Origin of the sequence: Pantoea sp. DY-5, assembly GCF_019795955.1 — a bacterium.
Lineage (GTDB): Bacteria > Pseudomonadota > Gammaproteobacteria > Enterobacterales > Enterobacteriaceae > Pantoea > Pantoea leporis.
Window position 1 is genome coordinate 1,652,650 of record NZ_JAIMIE010000001.1, and the last position, 23,906, is coordinate 1,676,555.

Annotated in this window: 22 protein-coding genes; 8 read left to right on the plus strand and 14 right to left on the minus strand. The window is 54.3% G+C overall.

What is annotated here, in order from left to right; translation table 11 throughout:
• Positions 1-91 precede the first annotated feature (91 nt).
• From K5Y30_RS07890 to K5Y30_RS07900, 3 genes are read right to left on the minus strand one after another with little or no spacing between them, the layout of a single operon-like run.
• Complete coding sequence (locus tag K5Y30_RS07890) at positions 92-1,087, minus strand: glycosyltransferase family A protein (protein ID WP_222210840.1); 996 nt, start codon at positions 1,085-1,087, stop codon at positions 92-94.
• Positions 1,084-2,391, minus strand: a complete 1,308-nt coding sequence (locus tag K5Y30_RS07895; RefSeq protein WP_222210841.1) for an oligosaccharide flippase family protein — start codon at positions 2,389-2,391, stop codon at positions 1,084-1,086. Before K5Y30_RS07895 ends, K5Y30_RS07890 begins: the two co-directional genes overlap by 4 nt.
• A gap of 16 nt (positions 2,392-2,407) precedes the next feature.
• Positions 2,408-3,385 (minus strand): glycosyltransferase family 2 protein, encoded by a 978-nt coding sequence (locus K5Y30_RS07900; RefSeq protein WP_222210842.1) that lies wholly within the window; start codon positions 3,383-3,385, stop codon positions 2,408-2,410.
• 1,026 nt (positions 3,386-4,411) lie between these two features.
• On the opposite strand from K5Y30_RS07900, the gene K5Y30_RS07905 reads away from it, so the two are divergent.
• From K5Y30_RS07905 to K5Y30_RS07925, 5 genes are all read left to right on the plus strand, one after another.
• The gene (locus tag K5Y30_RS07905) at positions 4,412-6,052 is read left to right on the plus strand and encodes a sensor histidine kinase (protein WP_222210843.1); all 1,641 of its coding nucleotides are present in this window, start codon (positions 4,412-4,414) and stop codon (positions 6,050-6,052) included.
• Positions 6,045-6,737: a response regulator gene (locus K5Y30_RS07910; RefSeq protein WP_110867792.1), complete on the plus strand. Its 693-nt coding sequence runs from the start codon at positions 6,045-6,047 to the stop codon at positions 6,735-6,737. The genes K5Y30_RS07905 and K5Y30_RS07910 overlap by 8 nt, the downstream gene beginning before the upstream one ends.
• Before the next feature lie 170 nt (positions 6,738-6,907).
• Positions 6,908-7,996, plus strand: a complete 1,089-nt coding sequence (locus K5Y30_RS07915) for an ABC transporter substrate-binding protein (protein WP_222210844.1) — start codon at positions 6,908-6,910, stop codon at positions 7,994-7,996.
• A gap of 73 nt (positions 7,997-8,069) precedes the next feature.
• Positions 8,070-9,839 (plus strand): iron ABC transporter permease, encoded by a 1,770-nt coding sequence (locus K5Y30_RS07920; RefSeq protein WP_110867794.1) that lies wholly within the window; start codon positions 8,070-8,072, stop codon positions 9,837-9,839.
• Positions 9,832-10,902 carry an ABC transporter ATP-binding protein gene (locus K5Y30_RS07925; protein ID WP_222210845.1) on the plus strand — a complete coding sequence of 357 codons (1,071 nt, stop codon included), beginning with the start codon at positions 9,832-9,834 and terminating at the stop codon, positions 10,900-10,902. The genes K5Y30_RS07920 and K5Y30_RS07925 overlap by 8 nt, the downstream gene beginning before the upstream one ends.
• A gap of 156 nt (positions 10,903-11,058) precedes the next feature.
• Here the strand turns inward: K5Y30_RS07925 and K5Y30_RS07930 are convergent, their stop codons facing one another.
• Complete coding sequence (locus K5Y30_RS07930; protein WP_101762507.1) at positions 11,059-12,804, minus strand: glycosyl hydrolase family 28-related protein; 1,746 nt, start codon at positions 12,802-12,804, stop codon at positions 11,059-11,061.
• A 39-nt stretch (positions 12,805-12,843) separates the two neighbouring features.
• Between K5Y30_RS07930 and K5Y30_RS07935 the strand changes: the two genes are divergently transcribed.
• Positions 12,844-12,987, plus strand: a complete 144-nt coding sequence (locus tag K5Y30_RS07935) for a hypothetical protein (protein WP_158238604.1) — start codon at positions 12,844-12,846, stop codon at positions 12,985-12,987.
• Positions 12,988-13,006: 19 nt separating this feature from the next.
• On the opposite strand, the gene K5Y30_RS07940 is transcribed toward K5Y30_RS07935, so the two are convergent.
• The 7 genes from K5Y30_RS07940 to proB form a co-directional block, all read right to left on the minus strand.
• Complete coding sequence (locus K5Y30_RS07940; RefSeq protein WP_110867798.1) at positions 13,007-13,300, minus strand: hypothetical protein; 294 nt, start codon at positions 13,298-13,300, stop codon at positions 13,007-13,009.
• Positions 13,297-13,647, minus strand: coding sequence for a hypothetical protein (locus K5Y30_RS07945; protein WP_101762510.1), 351 nt, complete (start codon positions 13,645-13,647; stop codon positions 13,297-13,299). Before K5Y30_RS07945 ends, K5Y30_RS07940 begins: the two co-directional genes overlap by 4 nt.
• A complete protein-coding gene (locus K5Y30_RS07950) occupies positions 13,644-14,111 on the minus strand; it encodes a glycoside hydrolase family protein (protein ID WP_101762511.1) in 468 nt (155 codons plus the stop codon). The genes K5Y30_RS07945 and K5Y30_RS07950 overlap by 4 nt, the downstream gene beginning before the upstream one ends.
• Before the next feature lie 182 nt (positions 14,112-14,293).
• The gene (locus K5Y30_RS07955; RefSeq protein WP_222210846.1) at positions 14,294-14,569 is read right to left on the minus strand and encodes a hypothetical protein; all 276 of its coding nucleotides are present in this window, start codon (positions 14,567-14,569) and stop codon (positions 14,294-14,296) included.
• Positions 14,570-14,984: 415 nt separating this feature from the next.
• Complete coding sequence (locus tag K5Y30_RS07960) at positions 14,985-15,716, minus strand: S24 family peptidase (RefSeq protein WP_101762513.1); 732 nt, start codon at positions 15,714-15,716, stop codon at positions 14,985-14,987.
• A 353-nt stretch (positions 15,717-16,069) separates the two neighbouring features.
• On the minus strand, positions 16,070-17,323 hold the full coding sequence (proA, locus tag K5Y30_RS07965; protein WP_222210847.1) for a glutamate-5-semialdehyde dehydrogenase: 1,254 nt from the start codon (positions 17,321-17,323) through the stop codon (positions 16,070-16,072).
• Positions 17,324-17,333: 10 nt separating this feature from the next.
• The gene (gene proB, locus K5Y30_RS07970; RefSeq protein ID WP_101762515.1) at positions 17,334-18,437 is read right to left on the minus strand and encodes a glutamate 5-kinase; all 1,104 of its coding nucleotides are present in this window, start codon (positions 18,435-18,437) and stop codon (positions 17,334-17,336) included.
• 245 nt (positions 18,438-18,682) lie between these two features.
• On the opposite strand from proB, the gene ompC reads away from it, so the two are divergent.
• A complete protein-coding gene (gene ompC / locus K5Y30_RS07975) occupies positions 18,683-19,774 on the plus strand; it encodes a porin OmpC (RefSeq protein WP_101762516.1) in 1,092 nt (363 codons plus the stop codon).
• Between the two features lie 81 nt (positions 19,775-19,855).
• Here ompC and crl read toward each other — a convergent pair whose 3' ends face one another.
• The 3 genes from crl to gpt all read right to left on the minus strand — a co-directional run bounded on the left by crl (position 19,856) and on the right by gpt (position 22,187).
• On the minus strand, positions 19,856-20,257 hold the full coding sequence (crl, locus tag K5Y30_RS07980) for a sigma factor-binding protein Crl (RefSeq protein ID WP_110867801.1): 402 nt from the start codon (positions 20,255-20,257) through the stop codon (positions 19,856-19,858).
• 102 nt (positions 20,258-20,359) lie between these two features.
• Positions 20,360-21,607, minus strand: coding sequence for an esterase FrsA (frsA, locus tag K5Y30_RS07985; RefSeq protein ID WP_192415391.1), 1,248 nt, complete (start codon positions 21,605-21,607; stop codon positions 20,360-20,362).
• A gap of 121 nt (positions 21,608-21,728) precedes the next feature.
• On the minus strand, positions 21,729-22,187 hold the full coding sequence (gene gpt / locus K5Y30_RS07990) for a xanthine phosphoribosyltransferase (RefSeq protein WP_007887137.1): 459 nt from the start codon (positions 22,185-22,187) through the stop codon (positions 21,729-21,731).
• Between the two features lie 255 nt (positions 22,188-22,442).
• Between gpt and pepD the strand changes: the two genes are divergently transcribed.
• Positions 22,443-23,903 carry a beta-Ala-His dipeptidase gene (gene pepD / locus K5Y30_RS07995; RefSeq protein WP_222210945.1) on the plus strand — a complete coding sequence of 487 codons (1,461 nt, stop codon included), beginning with the start codon at positions 22,443-22,445 and terminating at the stop codon, positions 23,901-23,903.
• Positions 23,904-23,906 lie beyond the last annotated feature (3 nt).

Here is a 23,906-nt window from a genome sequence, read left to right on the forward strand (position 1 = left end):
CGGGTAGTGCAAATGACACAAGAGCAACTCCCCCGGCCACTAGCCTCTGATACAGCAAATGCGTCCAGAGGCTAACGCCGGGAGAATTTAATTAGAATGCGCGCATTCTGTAGAGTGCATAAAGAAAATAGTACGCTGTGAATGTATTCAAATTCATAATCATGTACTTCAATTTTTCATTTTTATTCAGCAGAATGAAAATACCTTTTGAGTATTTACCCCGCTTTATTTCATTAATTTCCTGGGCAATATCCGCAGGTGAAAACGAAGAGTGATACATCGCGGTCACGATTTGCATATCCAGCGCCAGCACACGTTTGGAGATGCCTTTAAGGAAATAGTCGAGATCGCTGGCCTGATATTTACTGATGATCGAATCATACAGTGCGGTGAGAAACTGTTTACGTACTTTCAGCTCACTGTATTGCACTTTACGCTTCGATAATGAACCCTCCACATCTTCATAATGATAAGCCGCACCCGGCGTCACCAGGAAATTGCTAATGCAGCTGAAGAATTTAAGGTTAAACAGCAGATCCTCGCTCATGGAGATACCTTCCAAAAAGCGCAGGTTCAACTCCTCAATAATCTGACGGCGATAACATTTGTTATGCAGATAACCGATGTTATCACTCATCTCCAACTCACCGAGCACATAAGGAATGTCCTCCTGACTGAAGAAGCCCGCCTGCGACACTTTGCCCACGCGGTTGTCGTTGAGGTTGCCCACCATCAAATCGACAGATTCCGCTGGCCAGGCATCGAGATTCTGTTTGAAGATCATCAGGAAGTTATCATCCACCCAATCATCCGCATCGAGGAATAACACATATTCACCGCTGGCTTGCTGCATTCCGCTATTTCGAGCGGCGCTGACACCGGCATTAATTTGGTGAATTACCGTGACCTGCGAATAAGCACTAAACTCCTGCAGAATATTCGCGGTTGAATCGCTGCTGCCATCATTAACCACAATCACTTCGTAACTGCTGAACGTCTGTTTAAGCACGCTCAGTAAGGTACGTTTAATGGTTTTTTGTGAGTTATAGACGGGAATGATAAGACTAAATAGGGGTTTTTCATTCATGATAAACTCTCTTTACTGTCTGAGGTTTTGATATTGTTAAATAACAGCCATAGTTTCCTGGGATTGATAAAAATTTGATGAATACGCATTACGGGTTGAGCAGGGAAAAAGTAATTAAGCAGGGAGAAAGATAAAAACTCGGTTAATACCACGCTCATGGCCGCGCCATTTAAACCGAAATAAGGAACCAACAATAAAGAGGAGGCCACGCAAATTAATAACACCACGAAGGTTTTCTTCACTAAATAGCGATATCCGTTGTACTTAATAATGAAACGATCCATCACGCTGCTTAGCACCGCGCACATCGCACCCACGCTGAGTAACAGCGTTGGCGCTACCGCATCGAGATACTCCGCACCGTAAAAGTCACGGATAAACCATCCGGACAATAACCAAATCGCCAGAATCACCAACGACGAGACACCTATCACCAGCAGATGTAATTTCTGCGCTTTGATAATCGATTGCCGATCGTCACGTTCGGCAAAGAACGCCGGGAAAAAGGAAGCCAGCAAGGCATTGGGTAAAAATACCCACGCGGTGGCGAGCGTCAGCGCGACAGAGAAAATCCCCGCCTCTTTCACGCCAAGGAAATACGACACGCTGATTTGGTTAACGCGGGTATAAATCGCCACCGCAATCACGGAAAACACCAGAGAAATACCGGACGCCACCATATAGCGGGAATATTTCTTCATCTGGCGCAGTGCCGGAATCGGTACCTGACGATGGTATTTCAGGAATATCGTCAGTTTGATGGCAAAAGGAATAAAGGTCGCCAGTACGATCGGAATCGACAACAGCTGCGGATCCAAACCGTAATACGAAATAAAGAAGCGCACGGTTAAACTGATCGCCAGCCCCGCCAGATTGGCGATGACATTCAGGCGCGCATTAAGCATCGCCTCGTTGTAGATATTGACCAGATCGAGCGAAGAAAACAGACAGGCAATCGCCGCTGCGCAGACAAATACCCGCGCTTCAGCACTCCACTCTTCGTCCATAATCAGCATGCCGCTGGCTGCCAGAATGCCGTAAATCACTAACACCAGCAGAAAGGTCGCCATCATTAAGCGCATGCCGGAGTGATGATTTTGCGATAAGCGTTTCAGCAGAATCACATCGCTGCCCATCAGCGCGATGCTTTGGATGAACTGAAATACCAGCATCGAAATCGAGATAATGCCGAAGGTGGTGGGCCCCACATATTTCGCCACATAAGAGGTGACAAATATCAGGCCGAACACCGCAATCAGCTTTTCAGCGATCATCCACAGAGAATTTTTTAATTTATCTTTCACAACTCAACCTCAGCGTTTATTTCTGTGCCAGGCGGCGCAGACGCGATACCAGTCGTGGACTGACAAAAAACAGCGCAAAGTACAGGCTCCACGGATTGAGCATCAATCCTGATGTGAAATAGGACTTGAAGCTGCGACGGTAGAGCGAAATATATTCATCAATAAAGGCGCGGCTGAATCCGTCGCTGTGCAGCGCTTTATAGATATAAGACGAGGTCACTTTTAAATAGAGATGGTAATAACAGCGGCTATGCTGCGCGGATAAAAACGCCTGCATGCCATTAAACGAACGCGCAAAGGAGAAATGCTTCTCGCGTAACGCCGATCGCGTGGCGGAGTTGGTGGATTCCACATAGTGATAAACCACCTGCTGGGTGAAGATCACCTGACGATCCTGTTGCAGGTGCAGGTAATTGACCACAAACAGCAGATCTTCGAAGTTATAAATCTCTTCGTTAAAGGTGAGCTGATGCTGACGAATCACATCACCACGAAACACCTTGTCGCAGATGCCGTGACGCGGATTGAAATAGAGCAGATCGTTAATCGCCGCCGAAGCGGTCAACTGGCGCACGTCACTGCTGTTGGCCGGGAAATCGAGCGGATCGCCTTGCGGCGTGAAGTGCTGCGATTCCCCACCCACCATGGCGATGTTGTTTTGCATCAGCCGCACATAGGTGGCAAATGCGCTGGCCGGCAGAAAATCATCGGCGTCTAAGAAGCACAGCAGTTTGCCGCGCGAGGCGCGAATGCCCTGATTGCGCGCCGATGAAACGCCGCCGTTGGTTTTGTCGATAATGTGAAAATGTGGGTAATGGGCGTAATTCTGTAATATCGCGAGCGAGTTATCGCTGGAGCCGTCATTAATAAAGATCACTTCAAAACGGCTTTCTTCCTGCTGTAGCAGGCTGTCAATGCATCGCTCCAGATACGCCGCGGCGTTATACACCGGCACGATGACGCTGATTAAAACGTCGTTAACGGGATTTTGCATATAACCTCTGGACTCTGTCGGAGTAAAAGTTGCGGGCGGAAAAAGTATTCGCTGAACATTGCAGTGATTAACAGTGCACGTTGCTTGCGCCCGGCTTAACATTTATTGCCTGTCTATTTCAGAGTTTCCTCAGGTCAAATAAAACTGGCCTTTAATTCTCTGTAAAAAGATCGCTAAATAAGATAATCGCCAAATAAACCGTGCAGATTTATTCTGCTTTCGTCAGGTAAAACAGGCAGGCTACCGCCCCAGGCTTGCAGCTACCTGTTTACTGACTACACAAAAACCCACTATTCAGGCGTAAAAAGGCTGCGCTGCGCTCGTGAGAGTTCAGTTAATTTTCAGCCAGTTACGTTTTATCTTGCGGTGATTTGGCTTAATAGCGTCACCACGCCATTCACGGCGTACTTAAATTAAATTTTTTATCTGTCAGGTAATGAGAGTTAAAAAACGCTGGCGTTTTTATCGCGCTCATTACCAAAAACAAGAAATGCCGACCGGGGCTGAGTAGGTGCATCAACAGACGGGCCTTCTCAACGAACGTCACGACATTAACGATATTTGCTGTGTGCCCTGCACTTTTATTACTTCGGCGCGTCTTTTTGCGTTCCGATGAGTGCAAGTGGCGTTAATTCAGTGCGGCGCTTGCGGTCGCACTGCAACGGGCTTAATGCCCAAAATTTGCGATCTAATTCAAAACTTTTCCCGGCATTCTCACCACTCAGGGTTATAAGGTCAATGGTTGCCAGGCCAAACCGGAATTTACTCAGAGAAAGGCTGGATTAAATAACGGCGCATAGATTAGCCGTGGTGAATTGATTTTTTGCCGATTGATTAGCGCCACAGCAGGCGAATACCAGGAATAAGATGGGAATATCGCTGACATGGTGCCAACAGTAACCAGCGCCTAAGCCGCGCCGGGATTGAAGCCAGCTCACAACTCTGAAGATAGCGTGTCACGGCACGCATTTTCGCGTGCTAGTCTCCAGCCATGCCTCTCTCCAGTTTCTCTTTACTGCAGGTTGTATGAAACGCAGATTATCTTTCCAGGTAAAACTCTTCCTGTCGCTGGTGCTGTTTTCCTGCCTGCTGCTCGCCTTGCTGGGCACCATTCTGTTTCATTTTATCGACCGCCAGCTACATCACGATCTTGGGCAGCGCGCGCGGGTGCAGGCCAGTGAGATTGCGCTGATGCCCGGCCTGGCGGAGAAAGTGGCGCGCCGCGATATCGCCGGCATCGCCGCGCTGATCCAGCCGCTGCGCAACCAAAGTGATGCCAGCTATATCGTGATTGGCGACACGCAAGAACACCATCTCTATCACTCGGAATCACCGGAGCGCCTCAATTTACCGATGATTGGCGGCGACAATGCCGAGGTGCTGCAGGGCAAAACCATTATTTCGGTGCGCAAAGGCGGCATCGGCGTATCGCTGCGCAGTAAGGCGCCGATCTTGAATGCCGAGCATCAGGTGATTGGCATTGTCTCGGTGGGTTATCTCACCTCCTATATTGCCAATATCAACGTCAGCCTGCTGTGGCAGGCCAGTTTGTATGGCGTGGCGCTGCTGTTGCTGCTGTTTATCTTTTCCTGGATGTTTAGCCGCAACCTGAAAAAACAGATGTTCTGGCTGGAGCCGAAAGATATCGCCCTGCTGGTGCTGCAACAAAAGGCGCTGTTGGAAGCGATGTATGAAGGGGTGTTTGCGGTGAACGCGGAGCGGCAGCTGATTCTCATCAACCGCGCCGCACGCGAGTTGCTGGATATTCAGCAGAGTGAGAGTGAACTGTTGGGGAAACCGCTGGATGCGGTGTTGCAGATTCCTCCGGCGTTTTTGCGCCAGCATGAGGTGAAAACTCACGATCACGTTACCGTGCTCAATCAGCGTCAGGTGATCGTTAACCGGGTGGCGATCGAGCTGGAACCCGGCGAGCCTGGCGGTTGGGTATGCAGCTTCCGTGATAAAAACGACATCAATACGCTGAGCAGCCAGCTGAGCCAGGTGAAACGCTATGCGGATAATTTACGCATCATGCGTCATGAACAGCTGAACTGGACCGCCACGCTGGTCGGCCTGTTACAGATGCAGCGTTACGACGACGCGATGCGCTACATTCATGCGCAATCAGCTGGCGCGCAGCAGGTGCTGGATTTTGTCTCGGCGCGCTTCACCTCGCCCGCGCTCTGTGGGCTGCTGCTGGGGAAATATGTCAGTGCGCGGGAAAAAGGCGTGGGGCTGAAATTTGATCCGGCCTGCCAGCTGAGCCGCATTCCTGCCGCGCTGAGTGAAACGGCGTTGATGTCGGTGATTGGCAATCTGCTGGATAACGCCGTCGACGCCACGCTCAATGCCACAACGCCCGCCGCCCCGATAGAATTGTATATTTCTGGCCGTAATCAGGAGCTGTTAATCGAAGTGGCCGATCAGGGTTGCGGCATCGATGACAGCATTAAACCGCATCTGTTTGAGCAAGGCGTCACCAGCAAGCCGTCCAGCAACGACGATATGTTCGGTGCTGAGCACGGCATCGGCCTCTATCTGGCGGCAGGTTATGTACAGCAGGCGGGCGGTAGCATTGAGATCAGCGACAACTCACCGCAGGGCACCATCTTCTCGGTGTTTATTCCGTTCCAGCCCGCCGCATTAACAGGACTTTCCCATGAATAATGCTAAGCCACTTGATGTGGTGATTGTGGAAGATGAGCCGCATCTGGCCGATCTGCATCGTGAATATATTGAGCAGAACTTTCATCTGCGCGTGGTCGGCATTGCCGCCACGCTGGCGCAGGCGCGTGCGCTGATTGCCGCGCATCAGCCACGCCTGCTGCTGCTCGACAACTATTTGCCGGATGGTCAGGGCGTAACCTTGATTGACGATCCGCTGCTGAAGCGTTTTGAGTGCTCGGTGATTTTCATCACCGCCGCCAGCGACATGCAAACCTGTAGCCACGCTATGCGCAGCGGCGCCTTTGACTACCTGCTGAAACCGGTGTTTTTCCATCGCCTGCGCGCGTCGCTGGAGCGCTTCATGCTGCTGGTGCAGACCCTGCGCCAGATGAAGAATGTCGATCAACAGGCGCTGGATAAGCTGTTCAACCTGCCAGCCAGTGACGCGCCTGCCGCGCCATCCACCAAAGGCATTGAGTCGATTACGCTGGAACGGGTGAAAGGCTTTTTTAACGCAGCACCGCACAGCAGCTGGTCGGTTGAACAGGTGGTAGAAAACATCGGCATCAGCAAAACCACCGGCCGCCGCTACCTCGAATATTGCGTAGAGATCGGATTTATTGGCGTCGAGATGCAGTACGGCAATATCGGCCACCCGCGACGGCTGTACCGCAAAATCCTGTGATCACGCGCAAATTCCGCGCGCGGCCACTTGTGGTTTTTATGGTGTTAATTGCCTAAACGACGCCAACAATCACACTTCGTGAAGATAACAATCCGTCACCTCTTGTGTGGAAAAGGCGATCGGCTATGTTGACCTTTAGTTCCTCAAATGTAACTAAAAGGTTAATTATAATGTCGAACACTTTCCCTCTGTCTCTGATTGCCGCCACTGTGTTTGTTTCAATGTCAGCCGTAGCGGCTCCGCCGCAAGGTTACCCTTCGGACTACCAAAGCGTGATAGATGCCGCCACCAAAGAGGGCAAAGTGGTGGTCTACTCCACCACCGACATCAAAGCCGCCGGGCCGCTGGTCAAAGGCTTTGAGGCCACTTATCCCGGCATCAAAGTTGAATATAACGATATGAACAGCACCGAGCTGTACAACCGTTTTATCAGTGAACAAGCCTCGGGTGGCACCAGCGGCGATGTGGTGTGGAGCTCCTCAATGGATACCGGCCTGAAGCTGGCGACCGACTACGCGCAGGAGTACAAATCCCCTGAACTGGCTCAGCTGCCGAAGTGGGCGGTGTGGAATAACAAGGCGTACGGCACCACCTACGAACCGGTGGTCTTTATCTACAACAAGCGCATGATCCCGGCCGGTGACGTGCCCGATTCGCACGCTGCGTTAGCCAAGCTGATCGCCAGCCAGACCGACAAATTCAAGAGCAAAGTCACCACCTACGATATTGAGAAATCGGGCCTCGGCTTTATGCTCTCAGTACAGGATGCCAAAGCCGACCCCAACTACTTCAAAACCCTGGCCGACGTGGCGAAAGGCGCTTTAGCCGTGCAGTCTTCCACCGGCACCATGATGGAAAGGGTTTCATCCGGCGAAAACCTGATTGGCTTTAACATTTTGGGTTCTTACGCCGAAGCGCGCGCCAAAACCGATCCGTCGCTGGGCATCGCTTATCCGAAGGACTACACGCTGGTGCTGTCACGCGTCTCGTTCATCAGCCAGCAAGCGCAACACAGCCATGCGGCTAAGCTGTGGCTCGATTACGTGCTGTCTGAAAAAGGGCAAAGCATTCTGGCCAATCAGGCCGACATCCCATCCCTGCGCAACGATATTGAAGGCAAAAATGACATTGATGGCTTGACCAAAATGTTAGGTAACGCGCTGAAACCGATCCCGGTTGATGAAAGCCTGCTGGAATATCTGCAACCGAAAAAACGTCTGGATTACATCAAACAGTGGCGCACAGCCGCCGGTAAATAACGGCAGTACCGAAGCGCGGCCGCTGCGTCGCGCTTCTCTTTCTGTTATCTGATTCGCCATTCAGGGTCTCAATATGCGTGCATTGCAGAGAAAGTGGCAAAGCCTGCCGCGCGGCGTTGTGGTGCTGATAACCGCGCTGGTTATCTACGTTCCGCTGTCGTTTATCGTCATACAAAGTTTCTTGTCCGCCCCGTTCTTTTCGCCGTCGAAAGCGTGGAGCCTCGAGTCGTTTGAATTTATTTTCACCGATCCCGACTTCTATAAAGCGCTGCGCAGCGGATTTATTCTCGCCTTCGGGCTGGTGATCATCGCCATTCCGCTGGGCGGTATTCTGGCGTTTCTGATGGTGCGCACCGATCTGCCCGGCCGACGCATCATTGAGCCGCTGATCCTCGTGCCAATTTTTGTCTCGCCGATGGTACTCGGCTTTGGTTACGTGGTGGCGGCGGGCCCGGTGGGATTCTTCTCGCTGTGGGCACAATCGCTGTTCGGTTTTGTGCCGTGGAATATCTACGACATGTCGAGCATCGTAGTGATCGCCGGGCTAACGCACGTCCCGCACGCCTATCTGTATATCTCTTCTGCGCTGCGCAGCGTGGGATCGGATGTGGAAGAAGCGGCGCGTATTGCGGGTGCGACACCGCTGCAGGTGATGACGGCGGTGAGCTTGCCGATGGTGCGTCCTTCGATGCTGTATGCCACCGTGCTGCTGTTCTTCCTCGGGCTGGAGGTGTTCGGCCTGATGCTGGTGCTGGGCGATCCCGAAGGCAACATGGTGTTGGCTACCTATCTCTACCAACTGACTAATAAACTCGGCACGCCTTCTTATCATCTGATGGCCGCCGTAGCGGTGGTGCTGATCTGTATCACCATTCCGCTGGTGATGCTGCAACGCCGCCTGATGCGCACCGCCAATCGCTTTGTCACCGTGAAAGGTAAAGCCTCGCAGGCGCGTGCGCTGCCGCTGGGCAAATGGCGCTGGGTGGCGGGCGCGGTTGTCGCCTTCTGGCTGACGGTGACCATTGGCGTGCCGCTGCTGGGCGTGGTGCTGCGTGCGTTTATCTCAAACTGGGGCGTTGGCGTCTCGCTCTGGGATGAGCTGTCGATCAAAACTTTCCAGACTATCTGGGCGCAGCCTAATCTGCTGCGCGCCATCGTCAACTCGATGGCGATTGGGGTAATTGGCGGCGCGCTGGCGGTGGTGTGTTATCTGTTTATCGGTATCGCCATGCACCGCAAACCCGATAACACCACGCGCTTTCTCGACTACAGCGTGCTGGTGCCGCGTGCGGTGCCGGGCTTGCTGGCCGGCCTGGCGTTTCTCTGGGTGTTCCTGTTCCTGCCGATGTGGCTGGATAACTCGCTCAAATCGGGCTGGCTGTCTGATTTCGTCTGGTCGCAGTGGCTGCGCGATAACCTGATCGTCTGGCTGCGGTCACTGCGCAGCACCATCTTCAGCGTCTGGCTGGCGTATACCGTGGTGTGGATGGCGTATGGCCTGCGTCTGATCTCGTCCACGCTGCTGCAGGTCGGGCCGGAACTGGAAGAGGCGGCGCGCAGCACCGGCGCCACGCGCGGACAGATCACGCGTCACGTCACCATTCCGTTATCCCGTTACGGCCTGATTGGCTCATGGCTGCTGATGTTCCTGATTTTCGAGCGCGAATATTCCACCGGCGTGTACCTGCTTTCGCCCGGCACGGAAACCATCGGCTCCATGCTGGTTTCCCTGTGGGCGGCGGGCGCGATAGATATCGTCGCCGCACTCTCGTTTATTAACATCCTGCTGGTCGTGGTCGGTTTGGGTATTGCCTTGCGATTTGGAGTCAAATTACATGATTGAATTATCGGTCGAGAACCTGCACTTAACTTACGGCGACAATCCGGTGCTGAAAGGCGTGTCGATGAATTTGCAGCGCGGCGAAGTGGTTTCTCTGCTTGGTCCGTCCGGCAGCGGCAAAACCACGCTGCTGCGTGCGGTCGCCGGGCTGGAGAAGCCAACGCAAGGCACGATTGTGATTGGCAACAACACGGTTTACGCCGGCACGCCGCGCAGTGAGATCCCAGCGGAAGAACGTAATCTGGGGTTGGTGTTCCAGTCCTACGCCTTGTGGCCGCACAAAACCGTGTTCGAGAACGTGGCGTATCCGTTAAAGCTGCGCAAAGTGGCAGCGGCGGAGATCACCCAACGCGTGCAGGATGTGTTGGTGCAGTTGGGTTTAGGCCACCTTGGTAAACGCCATCCGCACCAGCTTTCTGGCGGTCAGCAGCAGCGCGTGGCGATTGGTCGTGCGCTGGTGTACAACCCACCGGTGATCCTGCTGGATGAACCGTTATCAAACCTCGACGCCAAACTGCGCGAAGAGGCGCGCGTGTTCCTGCGTGAGCTGATCATCAAACTGGGCTTGTCGGCGCTGATGGTGACACACGACCAGAATGAGGCGATGGCGATTTCCGACCGTATTTTGCTGCTCAATAACGGCAAAATCGAACAGCAAGGCACACCGCAGGAGATGTACGGCTCGCCAAAAACCCTGTTCACCGCCGAGTTTATGGGCAGCAACAACCGGCTGCACGGCAAAATCACCGAGCTGCGCGACGGCAAAGCGCGCATCGAGGGCAAAGGCTGGGCGTTGTGGGGATTGGCGGGCGCAGGCGTGCAAAACGGCCAGGAAGCCACGGCGGTGATCCGCGTCGAGCGGGTGAAACTGGTCGAGGGGCCGGGCGAAAATCAGCTGGAACTGCCGCTTCTCACCAGTATGTATCTTGGCGATCGCTGGGAATATTTGTTCCGCACCCAGGGCGATGATTTTGTCATTCGCGCCTACGGCACCGACGTCCGCGATCCGCAGCATTGCCATCTGGCGCTGCCGGAAAACCATGTGTGGATTTTCCCGAAAGGGTGAGGTTCAGCCAGGTCGCCATAAATGGCGACCCTACGGTGATGGCGAGGTTTTGTAGGGTCGCCATTTATGGCGACCTGGCCCATCACCGCATACTCTTCAAAAATTTTTGCCCAAAAAAAGGCGAGGCCAAAGGCCTCGCCAAACAGGTGCTGGACCTCAATCGTAATAAGGAAGTTTACGATCGACACCGTTAATGTTGACCAGCACAAAGCCCGTAGGCGCGGTTTTGTTGGTTGGCGTACCGGCCGCCGTCGCGACGGTCAGCACCCCTTTCTCGTTCGCCCCAATACCGGCCAAACCGTTGTGCAGGCCGAAGCGCGCCGCCGGTTTGAAACCGCCCAGTTTGGTGGTATCGGTCACGACCGAGAAGTCCTGCTGGAACAGCGAGCAGGAACCGGTATCGAAACGCGTAGGGCCGGTGCATTTCAGGTTCATCATGGTGTCACCGCTGTTGGCGCGCAGTTTTACCCACACCGCCGCATAGGTAGTGCCGACGCGGCTGTAGCGGATATCCAGCACCGCAGGTTGTCCCATGTGATAGGCATCAGCCCACACCGTTTCCAGACGCTGCAGATTGACCCAGGTTTTGCCGGTCGCCGCCACGTTGACCGGTGAACCGGCAGTGCCCGTTGGCTGAGTGGCATCCGCTTTACCAATAAACTCCATTACCCACTGCTGGTTAGCGTTCGGGAAGAACAGCTGCCCGACGCGATACCAGTTATCGGTATCGGTGTTATTAGTAATTTTGTAGCCGCTGAAGTAGCCCGCGCGCAGCGATCCGGTCATAAAGGTGCCGTAGTTCTCGTCGCGACGATAACCGTATTCAAAGGTGGATAACCAACGTCCAGCCGCCGCATCCAGGCTGAGTTTTGCGCCGGATTGCAGATTGAGCTGACGGATCACCACGCGCGCATTGTTGAGATTCAACGGCGTGCCGCAATCCTCAATGTTCAGCGTATCCACCGTCCAGCCGCCGTCGGAGAGATCGCCCGGATTACGCGTGTGCTCAATCCATACGTTGCGAATAATCCCCTGCGTCACGCGCGGCATGTAGAGTGTGGCGTCGCCATAACCGGTCTGGAAGTTACAGTTACACAGCTCAATCGCCGTGGAGTGATCCCACGCGCCTTTTGGCGAGTTTGACCAGCCGACATCAAACACGCGTCCGTAGGTATATAGGGTGTAAATCTGGTCGAATTTACTGTCGAGGGTATCCAGCACTTTGATCACCGTACCGCCGTTATTCTGCGCGCGGAAACAGTAGATATTGACGGTGGTGCCTTCGATACAGGTGTTTTCGAAGAACGGCTGCACGTTGCTGCACATATCGGCAGTGATGGTGCTTTTGTTGGTGGTGATGTCGGCAGATGCCTGGCCGTTCCACGCAATACCGCGGATTGAGGTACGACGCGCCTTCACCTTGAACACCGTGTTGGCGCTTTTGTCGGAAATGATGGTGGTGCGCGGCAGCGAACCCAGCTCGACATCATCCCCCTGCAAACCGAAGAAAGCGCGCTCGGTACCGCTGATGTCGATGGGGCTAATCAGGAATCGACCGCCAGGGAAACGTACCGGTAATGCGGTGATGTTGCCTGAGTAGCTTTGCGTCCACGCCAGCATACGGTTAAACGCCTCGGTATCGTTGGCGTAACCGTCGCCTTTGGCACCGAAGTGATAAACGTTGATTTCGGTGGGATCGTTAATCACGCGTTTCCAGTAAAAACCGTTACCGATCACCAGCGTACCGCCATCTTCTACCGCCGTGGTGGTGCCGATAAAACCGGTAAAATCACCGCCACCGTGGAAGGTGGAGTCCGCGTTGTAACGACGTAAGAATGCCAAATCGCCGTTTTTGGCCGGTACAGTGGTGCGCAGTTCTGCATAAGAGTTAACTTCGATCATCATAGCCTCCTCGGCTTTTCGGGTAGGTAATGCAAATGCATGAGAGCAGCGTTACTGAGCCGGCTGGCCGCAGTGCTGATCCCAAAGATCGTTGTGGTTGTTGATGGCGCGCACGGTGCGAACGTCCATGCGCTCGGCGTCATTGCCGTGGGTGTAAATCGGGGAAAACAGGGTGCAGGCTGAGTCGATGACGACGGGAGATTCAGGGCTGGTGGTACTTCGATTGCTGCAACTTGTCACGAGCAGCAGCGTCATCAAGATTAAGGTTGCTGGCTTCCACACGTTTGGCCTCCTCGCGCAGCAGTTGCTGCTGTTGGTTAACCGCTACCGCTTGCGCCGCGGCTTTATCGGCGCGCTCGACGGCGGCCTGGGATGCTTGCTGCACCTTGCCGATTTTCTTGCCACCGAAGTAGCTGGCAACCAGCGCGGCGATGACGCCCGCCAGCGCGGCAACCCAGTGCCAGCTGCCGCCGAACAATGTCATGAGCAATGTCATACTTTTTCCTCCATCGCATTTTTCTGCTGGTTGAGGCCTTTTTGGCGGATGAATTGGGCAATCACGCCCATCGCCACCATAAAGGCGCCAATCAGCCCCAGATAGTTGTGCGGCAGAATCGCTTTCACGTCGGGCGGCATGCTGTTCCAGGCATCAAGCGCAGCGGTGGGAAATGATTGCACCCACGCGCTGAGCATCGAACCGAGCGACGCCAGCCATACCGACCAGGTTTTGAATAACAGCCGCGCATGTTTCACGAACTCCAGCGTGGTGAAGCGCTGCATCACCAACACCACCACAATCACTGCCAGCACCGCGGTGACAAAAATCAGCAGTTTCAAATTCATAGCAGCCCCCGATAGATGTCGTAGGTGCCGCTGCGCATCACTTCGGCATGGCGCCGTGCGCGACCCGACGTTTGTCTTGCCCACAGGCTGTCGAGCATGGCGTTGGCCGCGCTGTTGAAATCGCCCTGCGTAATGGCGGTGAGCATGCCGCGAAACATCGCCAGCCCATCCACCCCCAGCTGATATCCCATGCTGATCAGCACATCGCTGCGCGCCTCATTGCATTTGGCCAGCGCCTGCTGCACCAGCGCACGCTGATGCATCTGCTGCACCTTGCCCTCGACAATGCACTGCTTCCACACATCGCCGACGGGACGCGGCACCTGGAAGATGTAGTTGCTAAGCGATGCCCCTTTGGGGCCGATGCGAATGCCGCCAGCGACCGTGGGGAAACCCAGCGAGTCGAGGTAAGGCGCTTCGCGGTAACCCTCTTCGAAATTCAGGATGGCAATAATCTGGCTCATAGAAATTCCTCTTTGACGGGGCGCAACAGCCTGAAAATGGCTGCGCAAAACGGCAAAAACATAAATCCTGCTGATCGTTTACGACATTGAGCGCCTTTTCATATAAGCGAAACGCTCAAGAATGGTTAAACAGTGAGCAACAATGGAACGTTCCGTTTAAAACTGGGGAAAGTGATGCAGGGTTAACGCACGGCATACAAATAGACGTGGGGCAGACAGCAGTTATCAAAGCTGGGTTGTGCCTGCTGAACACGAACGGGCGCTAGCACGGCGCTGTCAACGCGCGACAGCGTCTGGCGCTGGCAGATGCGTTCAGCGGTGCGCAAGTTGACGTTTTCGTATTCGATGCCGAGTGCGCTGTCGATGCTGCGCTTAAGGCTGAGGGACTGGCGTCGCCGATGGCGGCGCGTGCGTGCATTGCCTGAAAATACTGACTTTCCGTACTGGATAATCGCCATAACTCCTCCTGTTAATGAGTCTTTGGCGATGGGGTGGCAGGCACGGCAATTCGGCTGATGCCGACGCGTTCGCTGTTCCTCTGGAAAATACCCGACGTCAACTTACCCGGCTGCTTTCGCGGCCAGGGTGAAGTAGAGGAGAGTGAAAATCAGAGGGCAACTGACAACGCTGCAAAGTGCGTATCCACCCCATCCCAAAGTTCACTAACTTTGGATGGTATGTATCGCGCTTGTGCAGCGCCTCAATTGTTTAAGAGCGGGCTCATCCGTGAGCAGGTATGTTGTCCATCCATGCTCAAATTATTAACAGGTTCTAATGCATTGGCAAACACCAATGGTTAATTTTTTATTTACCGTCAGTTAAATTAATGATTTCAGCCAAAATATTTTTTTGCCGCAATCTGACGTTTTGTGATCAGCCCAGGATTTGATAATCCCGCGCCTGGCTCATGATCACCCGTGCCACCACTTGCAGTGTCCTGGCTTCTTCCAGCGTGAGATACCAGGTTTCATAGCGCTTGTTATCGGAGATCACCGCGACCTTTTTGTGCTGAAGTTGCAGGCGTTTGAGATAGAGCTGATCGTCAAGCGTGAACAGGTAAATGCCATCGCCATCGAAGCGATGCACGCTGATATCAACAAACAGCTGATCGCGCGGCGCAAAGGTGCCGGCCATCGAATCGCTGTTCAGCGCGATGAGGCGAATATTTTCCGCCGGGCGGCCATTAAACAGCACCCGCGCCTCTTCCAGCCCATATTCAATGGCTTGAATGGTTTCCACCAGTTCATCGCGCGAAGAGCCGCTGCGCACACCGTGCTGGCCGATATCCAGACTCTCCACGCGAAACAGATGTTTTGGGTTCACCAGACTGCGCTGCGTCAGCAAGGCGGCTGGTTTTTCCATGCCAAATTGCAGCCACTCCACGCGCACGTCGAGTAACTGGCTGAGAGCCAGTAAATTATTATCATCGGGGATCGATTGCCCGTTAAACCATTTCCACACCCCCGGCGTTGAGATCTTGCATCCCCTCTCTTGCAGAGCCAGCGCAACCTGTTTATTCCGTCCATGTCCGACAATTCCCGCGCTTTCGCATGCGGCAATCAGCCTGGCAGTGAATGCTTGTCTCGTACTTTCTTTTTTAACCATCAGTTAATAATCTGCCTTCAGTAAAAGACTGAATGTTATTTTCATTTTTGCTACCAGTTCATTTTATATTACCGGCAGTTTACTACCCAACCGCTTTTATCAATGAAGCTGGACAATCATTATCCCCTTCGGTTAGGGCGAAACCAGTGTTCAGTGCCATATCGCTTGTTCTGACAGGGGTTTTCAGGATTGTTCTGTAGCAATAAGACCAGCATCTAAAGGAAAAAATGGGTGAAAAGCCGCGAGCCCGCCATAGATGACAGAAATAAATCAAAAAGCTCTTGGAATAACTGGATCGAAAACCAAAAAAATGGGCACCGTTTTCGGTGCCCATTGTCATGCAGGAGCGAACATTAGCGACGTAGCGTATCGTCGCCCCACCCTATCCATTTGTAGGTGGTCAGCGCTTCAAGTCCCATTGGACCACGCGCATGCAGCTTCTGTGTACTGACCGCCACTTCGGCACCGAGGCCAAACTGGCCGCCGTCAGTGAAGCGTGTGCTGGCATTAACGTATACCGCCGATGAGTCAACCTGGTTGACGAAGCGATTGGCGTTGCCAATGCTGCGCGTCAGAATGCCATCAGAGTGCTGCGTGCCGTGCTCACGGATATGCGCGATGGCTTCATCAATATCCGCCACCAGCTTGACGTTCAGATCGTTGGACAACCATTCGTCATCATAATTTTCCGCTTGCACCGCCACCACCTCGGCAGCACCGTTTTGCAGCAGCGCCAGCACATTTTCGTCGGCGTGCAGCGCAATCTTCTCTTGCGCCATACGTTGCAGGAATGCCGGAATGAAATTGTCCGCCTGATCGCGATGGATCAGCAGCGTTTCCAGCGAGTTGCAGGCGCTTGGCCGCTGCTTCTTGGCATTGACGATCACCTCCAGCGCGGCCTCGGTCTCCATGGTTTCATCGAGATAGAGATGGCACACGCCGATGCCGCCGGTAATCACCGGAATGGTGGAGTTTTCACGGCACAGCTTGTGCAAACCTGCACCGCCGCGCGGGATCAGCATATCGACGTAGCGATCGAGCTTCAGTAGCTGATTCACCAGTTCACGATCCGGGTTTTCAATCGCCTGCACCGCGCCCGCCGGTAAACCGTGCTGGGTCAGCGCATTTTGGATCACGCGCACGGTGGCGGCGTTGGTGCGATAAGTCTCTTTGCCGCCGCGCAGAATCGCCGCGTTACCGGTTTTCAGGCACAACGATGCCACATCAACAGTGACATTAGGACGCGCTTCATAAATCACGCCAACCACGCCGAGCGGCACGCGACGACGTTCAATGCGCAGGCCGCTATCAAGCTGGCCGCCATCCATCAATTGCCCCACCGGATCGGCCAGGCGACACACCTGACGCACATCATCGGCAATGCCTTTCAGACGCTGCGGGTTGAGCGTCAGGCGATCGAGCAGCGCTTCGCTCATGCCATTTTGGCGTGCATCCGCCAAATCCTGCTCGTTCGCCGCCAGGATGTCCGCGCTTTCCGCTTCCAGACGATCGGCGATGGTGAGCAGCACCTGATTTTTTTGTTCGGTGGAGAGTTCTGCCAGTTTGTACGACGCAGCGCGCGCCGCTTTACCCATCTCTTCTAACATTATCTGCTCCTTAACTGACGATCATATCGTCGCGGTGCACCGCTACCGGGCCATATTCGTAACCGAGGATCTCGCCGATTTCCTGGCTGTGATGACCGGCAATCATGCGCATGGCATCGCTGTTATAGCGCGTGACGCCGTGGGCGATATCGCGCCCTTGCAGGTTGCGAATGCGGATCACTTCACCGCGCGAGAAGTTGCCCTGCACGTCACGGATGCCTTTTGGCAGCAGCGAACTGCCGCGCTCCAGCATCGCGGCCAGCGCACCATCATCGATGGTGATTTCGCCCGCCGGCGGTGCGCCAAAGATCCAGCGCTTGCGGTTTTCCAGTGGCGACTGCTGCGCGTGGAAACGCGTACCGACCGGTTTGCCATACAGCACATCGCTAATCACATCCGGACGACTGCCGGCGGCGATGATCACATCGATCCCCGCGCGACAAGCGACGTCCGCCGCCTGCAGCTTGGTCGCCATGCCGCCGGTTCCCAGGCCCGACACGCTGCCGCCCGCGAGGGTGCGTAACGCATCATCGATCTGGTGCACGTCGCTGATCAACTCCGCTTCCGGATTGGTACGCGGATCGGCGGTGAACAACCCTTGCTGATCGGTCAGCAGCAGCAGTTTATCCGCGCCGCCCAGCATCGCCGCCAGCGCCGACAGATTGTCGTTGTCGCCCACTTTAATTTCAGCGGTGGCCACCGCATCGTTCTCGTTGATCACCGGCACGATGTGGTTGTCGAGCAGCGCGCGCAGCATGTCTCGCGCATAAAGGAAACGTTCACGGTCTTCCATATCAGCGCGCGTCAGCAGCATCTGCCCGATGTGAATGCCGTAGATTGAAAACAGTTGTTCCCACAGCTGGATCAAACGGCTCTGCCCCACCGCAGCCAACAGCTGCTTTGAGGCGATGGTAGGCGGCAGTTCGGGGTAACCAAGGTGTTCGCGTCCGGCGGCAATGGCGCCAGAGGTAACGATAACAATGCGATGGCCCGCGGCGTGCAACTGCGCACACTGACGAACCAACTCCACCATGTGCGCCCGATTCAACCGGCGTGAACCGCCGGTGAGGACGCTAGTACCCAACTTGACCACAAGGGTCTGACTGCCACTCATGTTTTTCCTGCCATGTAAGAAAAAAATCTGCGAAGGGACGTTTTATCAGGAGTGAGCAAGGAAGCCAACAACAGCAAGGGGAAAAGCACAAAAATCCCCTGACAATGCGGTAGACCAAAAGTTCGCGATTAACAAGAAAGCCGAAAAACTGTCATAAAACGTTCATCACCAACCGGTAAAAAGTCGGTGTTTTACAAAACCTTTCACGGGTACAACAAATTTTACTCATTGGGATTGATAGCAAAATGAAGAAGAGCACACTGGCATTAGTTGTATCAGCGCTGGCACTGGCTTCCACCGCAAACGCCGCAGAAGTGTATAACAAAGACGGTAATAAACTGGACTTCTACGGCCGTGTTAAAGCTGAACACTACTTCAGCGATAACGCGTCAAGCGACGGTGACAAATCTTACGTGCGTATCGGTTTCAAAGGCCAGACGCAGATTAATGACCTTATGACCGGTTACGGTCAGTGGGAATATCAGTACAACGCGAATAATTCTGAAGGTTCTGATGCCAACGCAGGCAACAAAACCCGTCTGGGCTTTGCTGGTCTGAAATTCGGCCAATACGGTTCATTCGACTACGGTCGTAACTATGGCGTGTTGTATGACGTCGAGGCCTGGACTGACGTATTCCCAGAGTTCGGCGGTGACGGTACCGCGCGTACCGATAACTTCATGACTGCGCGTGCAACTGGCGTAGCCACTTACCGTAACAGCAACTTCTTTGGCCTGGTTGATGGCCTGCGCTTCGCGCTGCAATATCAGGGCAAAAACGACGCCACCAGCGCTAACGCCCGTGGCAGCATCACCGATACTTCTCGTCAGAACGGCGACGGTTACGGTGCGTCACTGGGTTACACCATTGCTGACACCGGTATCAGCCTGATGTCGGCCATCACCTCTTCAGACCGTACTAACCAGCAGCAGCTGCAGGCGCTGGGTAGCGGTGATAAAGCGGAATCATGGGGCGCCGGTATCAAGTATGATGCGAACAGCATCTACCTGGCTTCTATCTACACCGAAACCCGCAACATGACGCCAATCGGCACCCGCGGTTTTGCTAACAAAGCGCAGAACTTCGAAGTGGTAGCGCAGTATCAGTTCGACTTCGGCCTGCGTCCGTCCCTCGGCTATATCCAGACCAAAGGCAAAGACATCGAAGGGATCGGTGACGAGGATCTGGTTAAATACATCGACGTGGGCATGACTTACTACTTCAACAAAAACATGTCGACCTTTGTGGATTACAAAATCAACCAGTTGGATGACAACAACAAGCTGAACCTGAACAACGATGACGTTGTGGCCGTTGGCTTAACTTACCAATTCTGATTGAGCTCTACCCTCGTTGTGTCTATAAAAAAAGAGCCGGCTCATCACCGGCTCTTTCCTTTTTAAACCCTTAAAAGTCTATCAGGCGCTCAGTTTCACTGGCTCTTCTTTAAAGCCTTCCGCCGGGCGCAGATCGAGTTTCTGTTCCAGCAGCATCGCTTTCAGACGCTCATGGAAATTACGCAGCGTGCTTTCCACTTTGGCATTGTTCTCTTTGCCTTTGATGGTCGCAGCGCCCCAATCACCCGCTTTATCAAACAGGCCAAAATGATATTCGTATGTGAAGTGATCTTCATAGGCTTCCAGCGTCATCCACCAGCCCCAAAACTCACGCAGCTCAGGTGCAGGCTTGACGTTGACACACGCTGCGAGGCAATCGAAGAAGAAGCGTGTATCTTCACATTTGCCTTCACGGATATACGGCCCCAATTCGGTGAAGCGCTTAAGCAGGCGACTACGGGGGTGACCACTCGGTAATGTCATCTCTTTTCCCTTAACCCTTTAAATTGCACTTCCAGCTTTCCATTAACATAAAAATGGAAAATCCCGGATATAAGTAGTAGCAGAGTTCAGAGATTTCGCCAGTTAGCCTTTCAACTGTTTTTCCAGCCAGTCACAAATTTGATTGAGCGCTTTGTCAAAACTGGCAAAAACCGGCTTGGCGGGAATCGCCAGCGTCTTGCCCTGCGACGAGGAGTTGGCGATCAACTGCGCGTCTGCTTCCGGACCGAAAATATCATCCGGCCAGTAAGCCGCCAGCATCGGCGTTGGCGTGCGGCGGCCGAGTAAGCCTTGCACTTTCAGCGAGTAGCGGTTGAGTTCCGTGCGCAGATTGCTGTCGGAGGTTGAGGACATACCGAGACGGCTCGCCAGCATATCCATGTACATATCCGGCAGCTGTTGCTGCTGTTGCGCATCCACAAACACGCTGTGCACCATGGCTCCCAGCGTCGCTACCGCGCGTACTCGCGGCACTTCCAGATAGGCCAGACGTGTCGCCACGTTGGCTCCGAAGCGGTAGCCCAGCAGCGCCACGCGGGTGTGATCGATCCACGGCACATTGCTCAGTTCACGCAGCACCTGCTGATGCACCTGGCTGGTGTCCTGATTCAGCATCCATTTGCTGCTAAATCCTACCGATGGCATATCCAGCGTCAGCATGGCGATGCCGCGCGGCGCGAGATAGTCGTGGAACAGGCGATAGTGATCGCTCTGCAGCGAATCAAGGCCGCCGCACAGCAGCACTGTGGGATACGGCGCTTCGGCTTGCGCGGGCATATGCAGGAACCCCGTCACCGGACTGCCGCCGCTCATCGGAAAAGTCAGGGATTTTAGTTCGCCCGGCAGACGCTGCGTGGCCTCTTCGTAGGCGCGATTGGCCAGCACCTGCGCCTGATCGGCCAGCTCGTCGCCTTTGATGTAAGGGTAAGCCGCGAGGCTGAACAGATTGGCGGCGTGCAGCCAATGCTGACCTGCATCGTCATGGTTTTCGCTCTCTAACGCGCGCTGCTGCCAGATCGCCGCCTGCTTCGACCACTCGTAATTCCAGTTGCCGCCGCGATAGCCAATCACGGTATCGAGCAAGGCTTCATTGGTGCGTTCGAACTCGCTCACCGCGATACGCGCCAGCACTTCGCTGATCTCCTGCGGCGACAGACCGCGCCACGTCCACAGCAGCTTGTTCAGCATGCGATACCAGCCGCGCTGCGTATCCCCTTCGAGGGCGTTATGCACCTGCACGGCGGCGTGATGCTGGCGGTGCACTAATGAGGAGGTTTCCGGGTGTTTAAAACGCGGTTTGAACAGTTCTTCGCTCAGGTTTTTATCAGACATCTCAGCTATTCTCCTGCCAACAACGTGGCGATGGCTAAGAGTGTACTGCACCCGCCATACGCGCGCGAGGCGCAGAAAGCACAACGCCCGGCATAACCGGGCGTTGTTTGCGATGCATCAATTAGCTTTTGACGATTGGCGGGATGTAGACCACGCCCATGTCCCAGGGCTGCTCGATCCAGGTGTTCTGCGGAATATCGACAATGTAGTCGTCCACCAGCGCACGGCCAGCTGGCTTAGCGAAGATGGTGCAGAAACGCGCTTTAGGATACATGTCGCGGATCGCCTGCGCGGTGCCGCCGGTATCCACCAGGTCATCAATCACGATGAAGCCTTCACCGTCGCCTTCGGCACGCTTCAGCACTTTCATTTCGCGCTGATGATCGTGATCGTAGCTGGAGATGCACACGGTATCGACGTAGCGAATACCGAGTTCACGCGCCAGCAGCGATGCCGGAACCAGACCACCACGGCTCACCGCGATGATACCTTTCCACTGTTCCACAGGAAGCAGGCGCTGGGCCAGTTTACGGGCATGGATTTGCAACATGTCCCAGGTTACGACGTATTTTTCGCTCATATAAAGGAATCCCGGCCAAGAAACTTGGCTTAAAAAATATGCAAGGGGGAAAAGGTTGCGCGAGATTATAAGGATCTGACGCCTTAAAAACCAGCATCTGTCTTACTGGTTGCAGGTTTTTAGCGCGGCTGATTACGCACCCGGCGAGAAACAGTGATATTCTCAGGCCCATCACGTCAGATGTTCTGACGACGATTTTTACTGGAAACCCGCGTGCGTGCGGTATGTCCGCCACGCTGACACAGGAGATGCATGGTGTCTGAATTGTCGCAACTTTCACCCCAACCGCTGTGGGATATTTTTGCCAAAATCTGTTCCATTCCGCACCCTTCTTACCACGAAGAAGCACTGGCCGAACACGTTGTCGGCTGGGCAAAAGAGCAAGGTTTGTGGGTTGAGCGCGATCAGGTTGGCAACATCCTGATTCGTAAACCCGCTACCGCCGGTATGGAAAAACGCACGCCGGTGGCGCTACAGGCGCACCTCGATATGGTGCCGCAGAAAAACAATGACACGGTGCACGACTTCACCAAAGATCCAATTCAGCCGTATGTTGATGGCGAATGGGTGAAAGCGCGCGGCACCACGCTGGGCGCGGATAACGGCATTGGTATGGCGTCTGCGCTGGCGGTGCTGGCTGACAACAGCCTGATTCACGGTCCGCTGGAAGTGTTGCTGACCATGACCGAAGAGTCCGGTATGGACGGCGCCTTTGGTTTACAGCCGAACTGGCTGCAGGCCGACATTCTGATCAACACCGACTCGGAAGAGGAAGGTGAGATCTACATGGGTTGCGCTGGTGGTATCGACTTCATCACCACCCTGCCGCTAACGCGTGAAGCGATTCCTGCAGGCTATGAAACCCTGAAGCTGACGCTGAAAGGCCTGAAAGGCGGTCACTCTGGTGCCGACATTCATCATGGTCTCGGCAACGCCAACAAACTGCTGGCACGCTTCCTGGCACTGCACGCGCGTGAACTCGATGTTCGTCTGATCGAATTCACCGGCGGTACGTTGCGTAACGCTATCCCGCGTGAAGCTTTTGCTACGCTGGCGATCGACAGCCATAACGTTGACGCACTGAAATCTGCTGCGGCCCATTTCCAGGCGACGCTGCTGAACGAGTTGGGCATTAAAGAGAAGAACATCGCCGTGGTCACCGAAGTGCTGGCGCATCAAGGCCAGGCGCTGAACGCTGACAGCCGCGATCGTTTCCTTAATTTGCTAAACGCTACGCCAAACGGCGTGATTCGTAACTCTGACGTGGCGAAAGGCGTGGTGGAAACCTCGCTGAACGTCGGCGTGGTGACGATGGATCAGGACAATGCCGAAATCATCTGCCTGATTCGTTCACTGATCGATACCGGTAAAGATTGGGTGGTTGAAGTGCTGACCTCGCTGGCCGATCTGGCCGGGGCGAAAAGCGCACCTAAAGGCGGCTATCCGGGCTGGCAGCCTGATGCCGATTCACCGGTGATGGCGCTAACGCGCAAAACTTATGAAGCGCTGTTTGGCAAAACGCCGAACATTCAGGTGATTCACGCCGGTCTGGAGTGTGGCCTGTTCAAGAAGCCGTATCCAAACATGGATATGGTGTCGATTGGCCCAACCATCACCGGCCCGCATTCGCCGGATGAGCAGGTTCACATCGAAAGCGTGGGTCTGTACTGGAAACTGCTGACCGCGCTGCTCAGCGTGGTACCTGAAAAAGCGTAATCT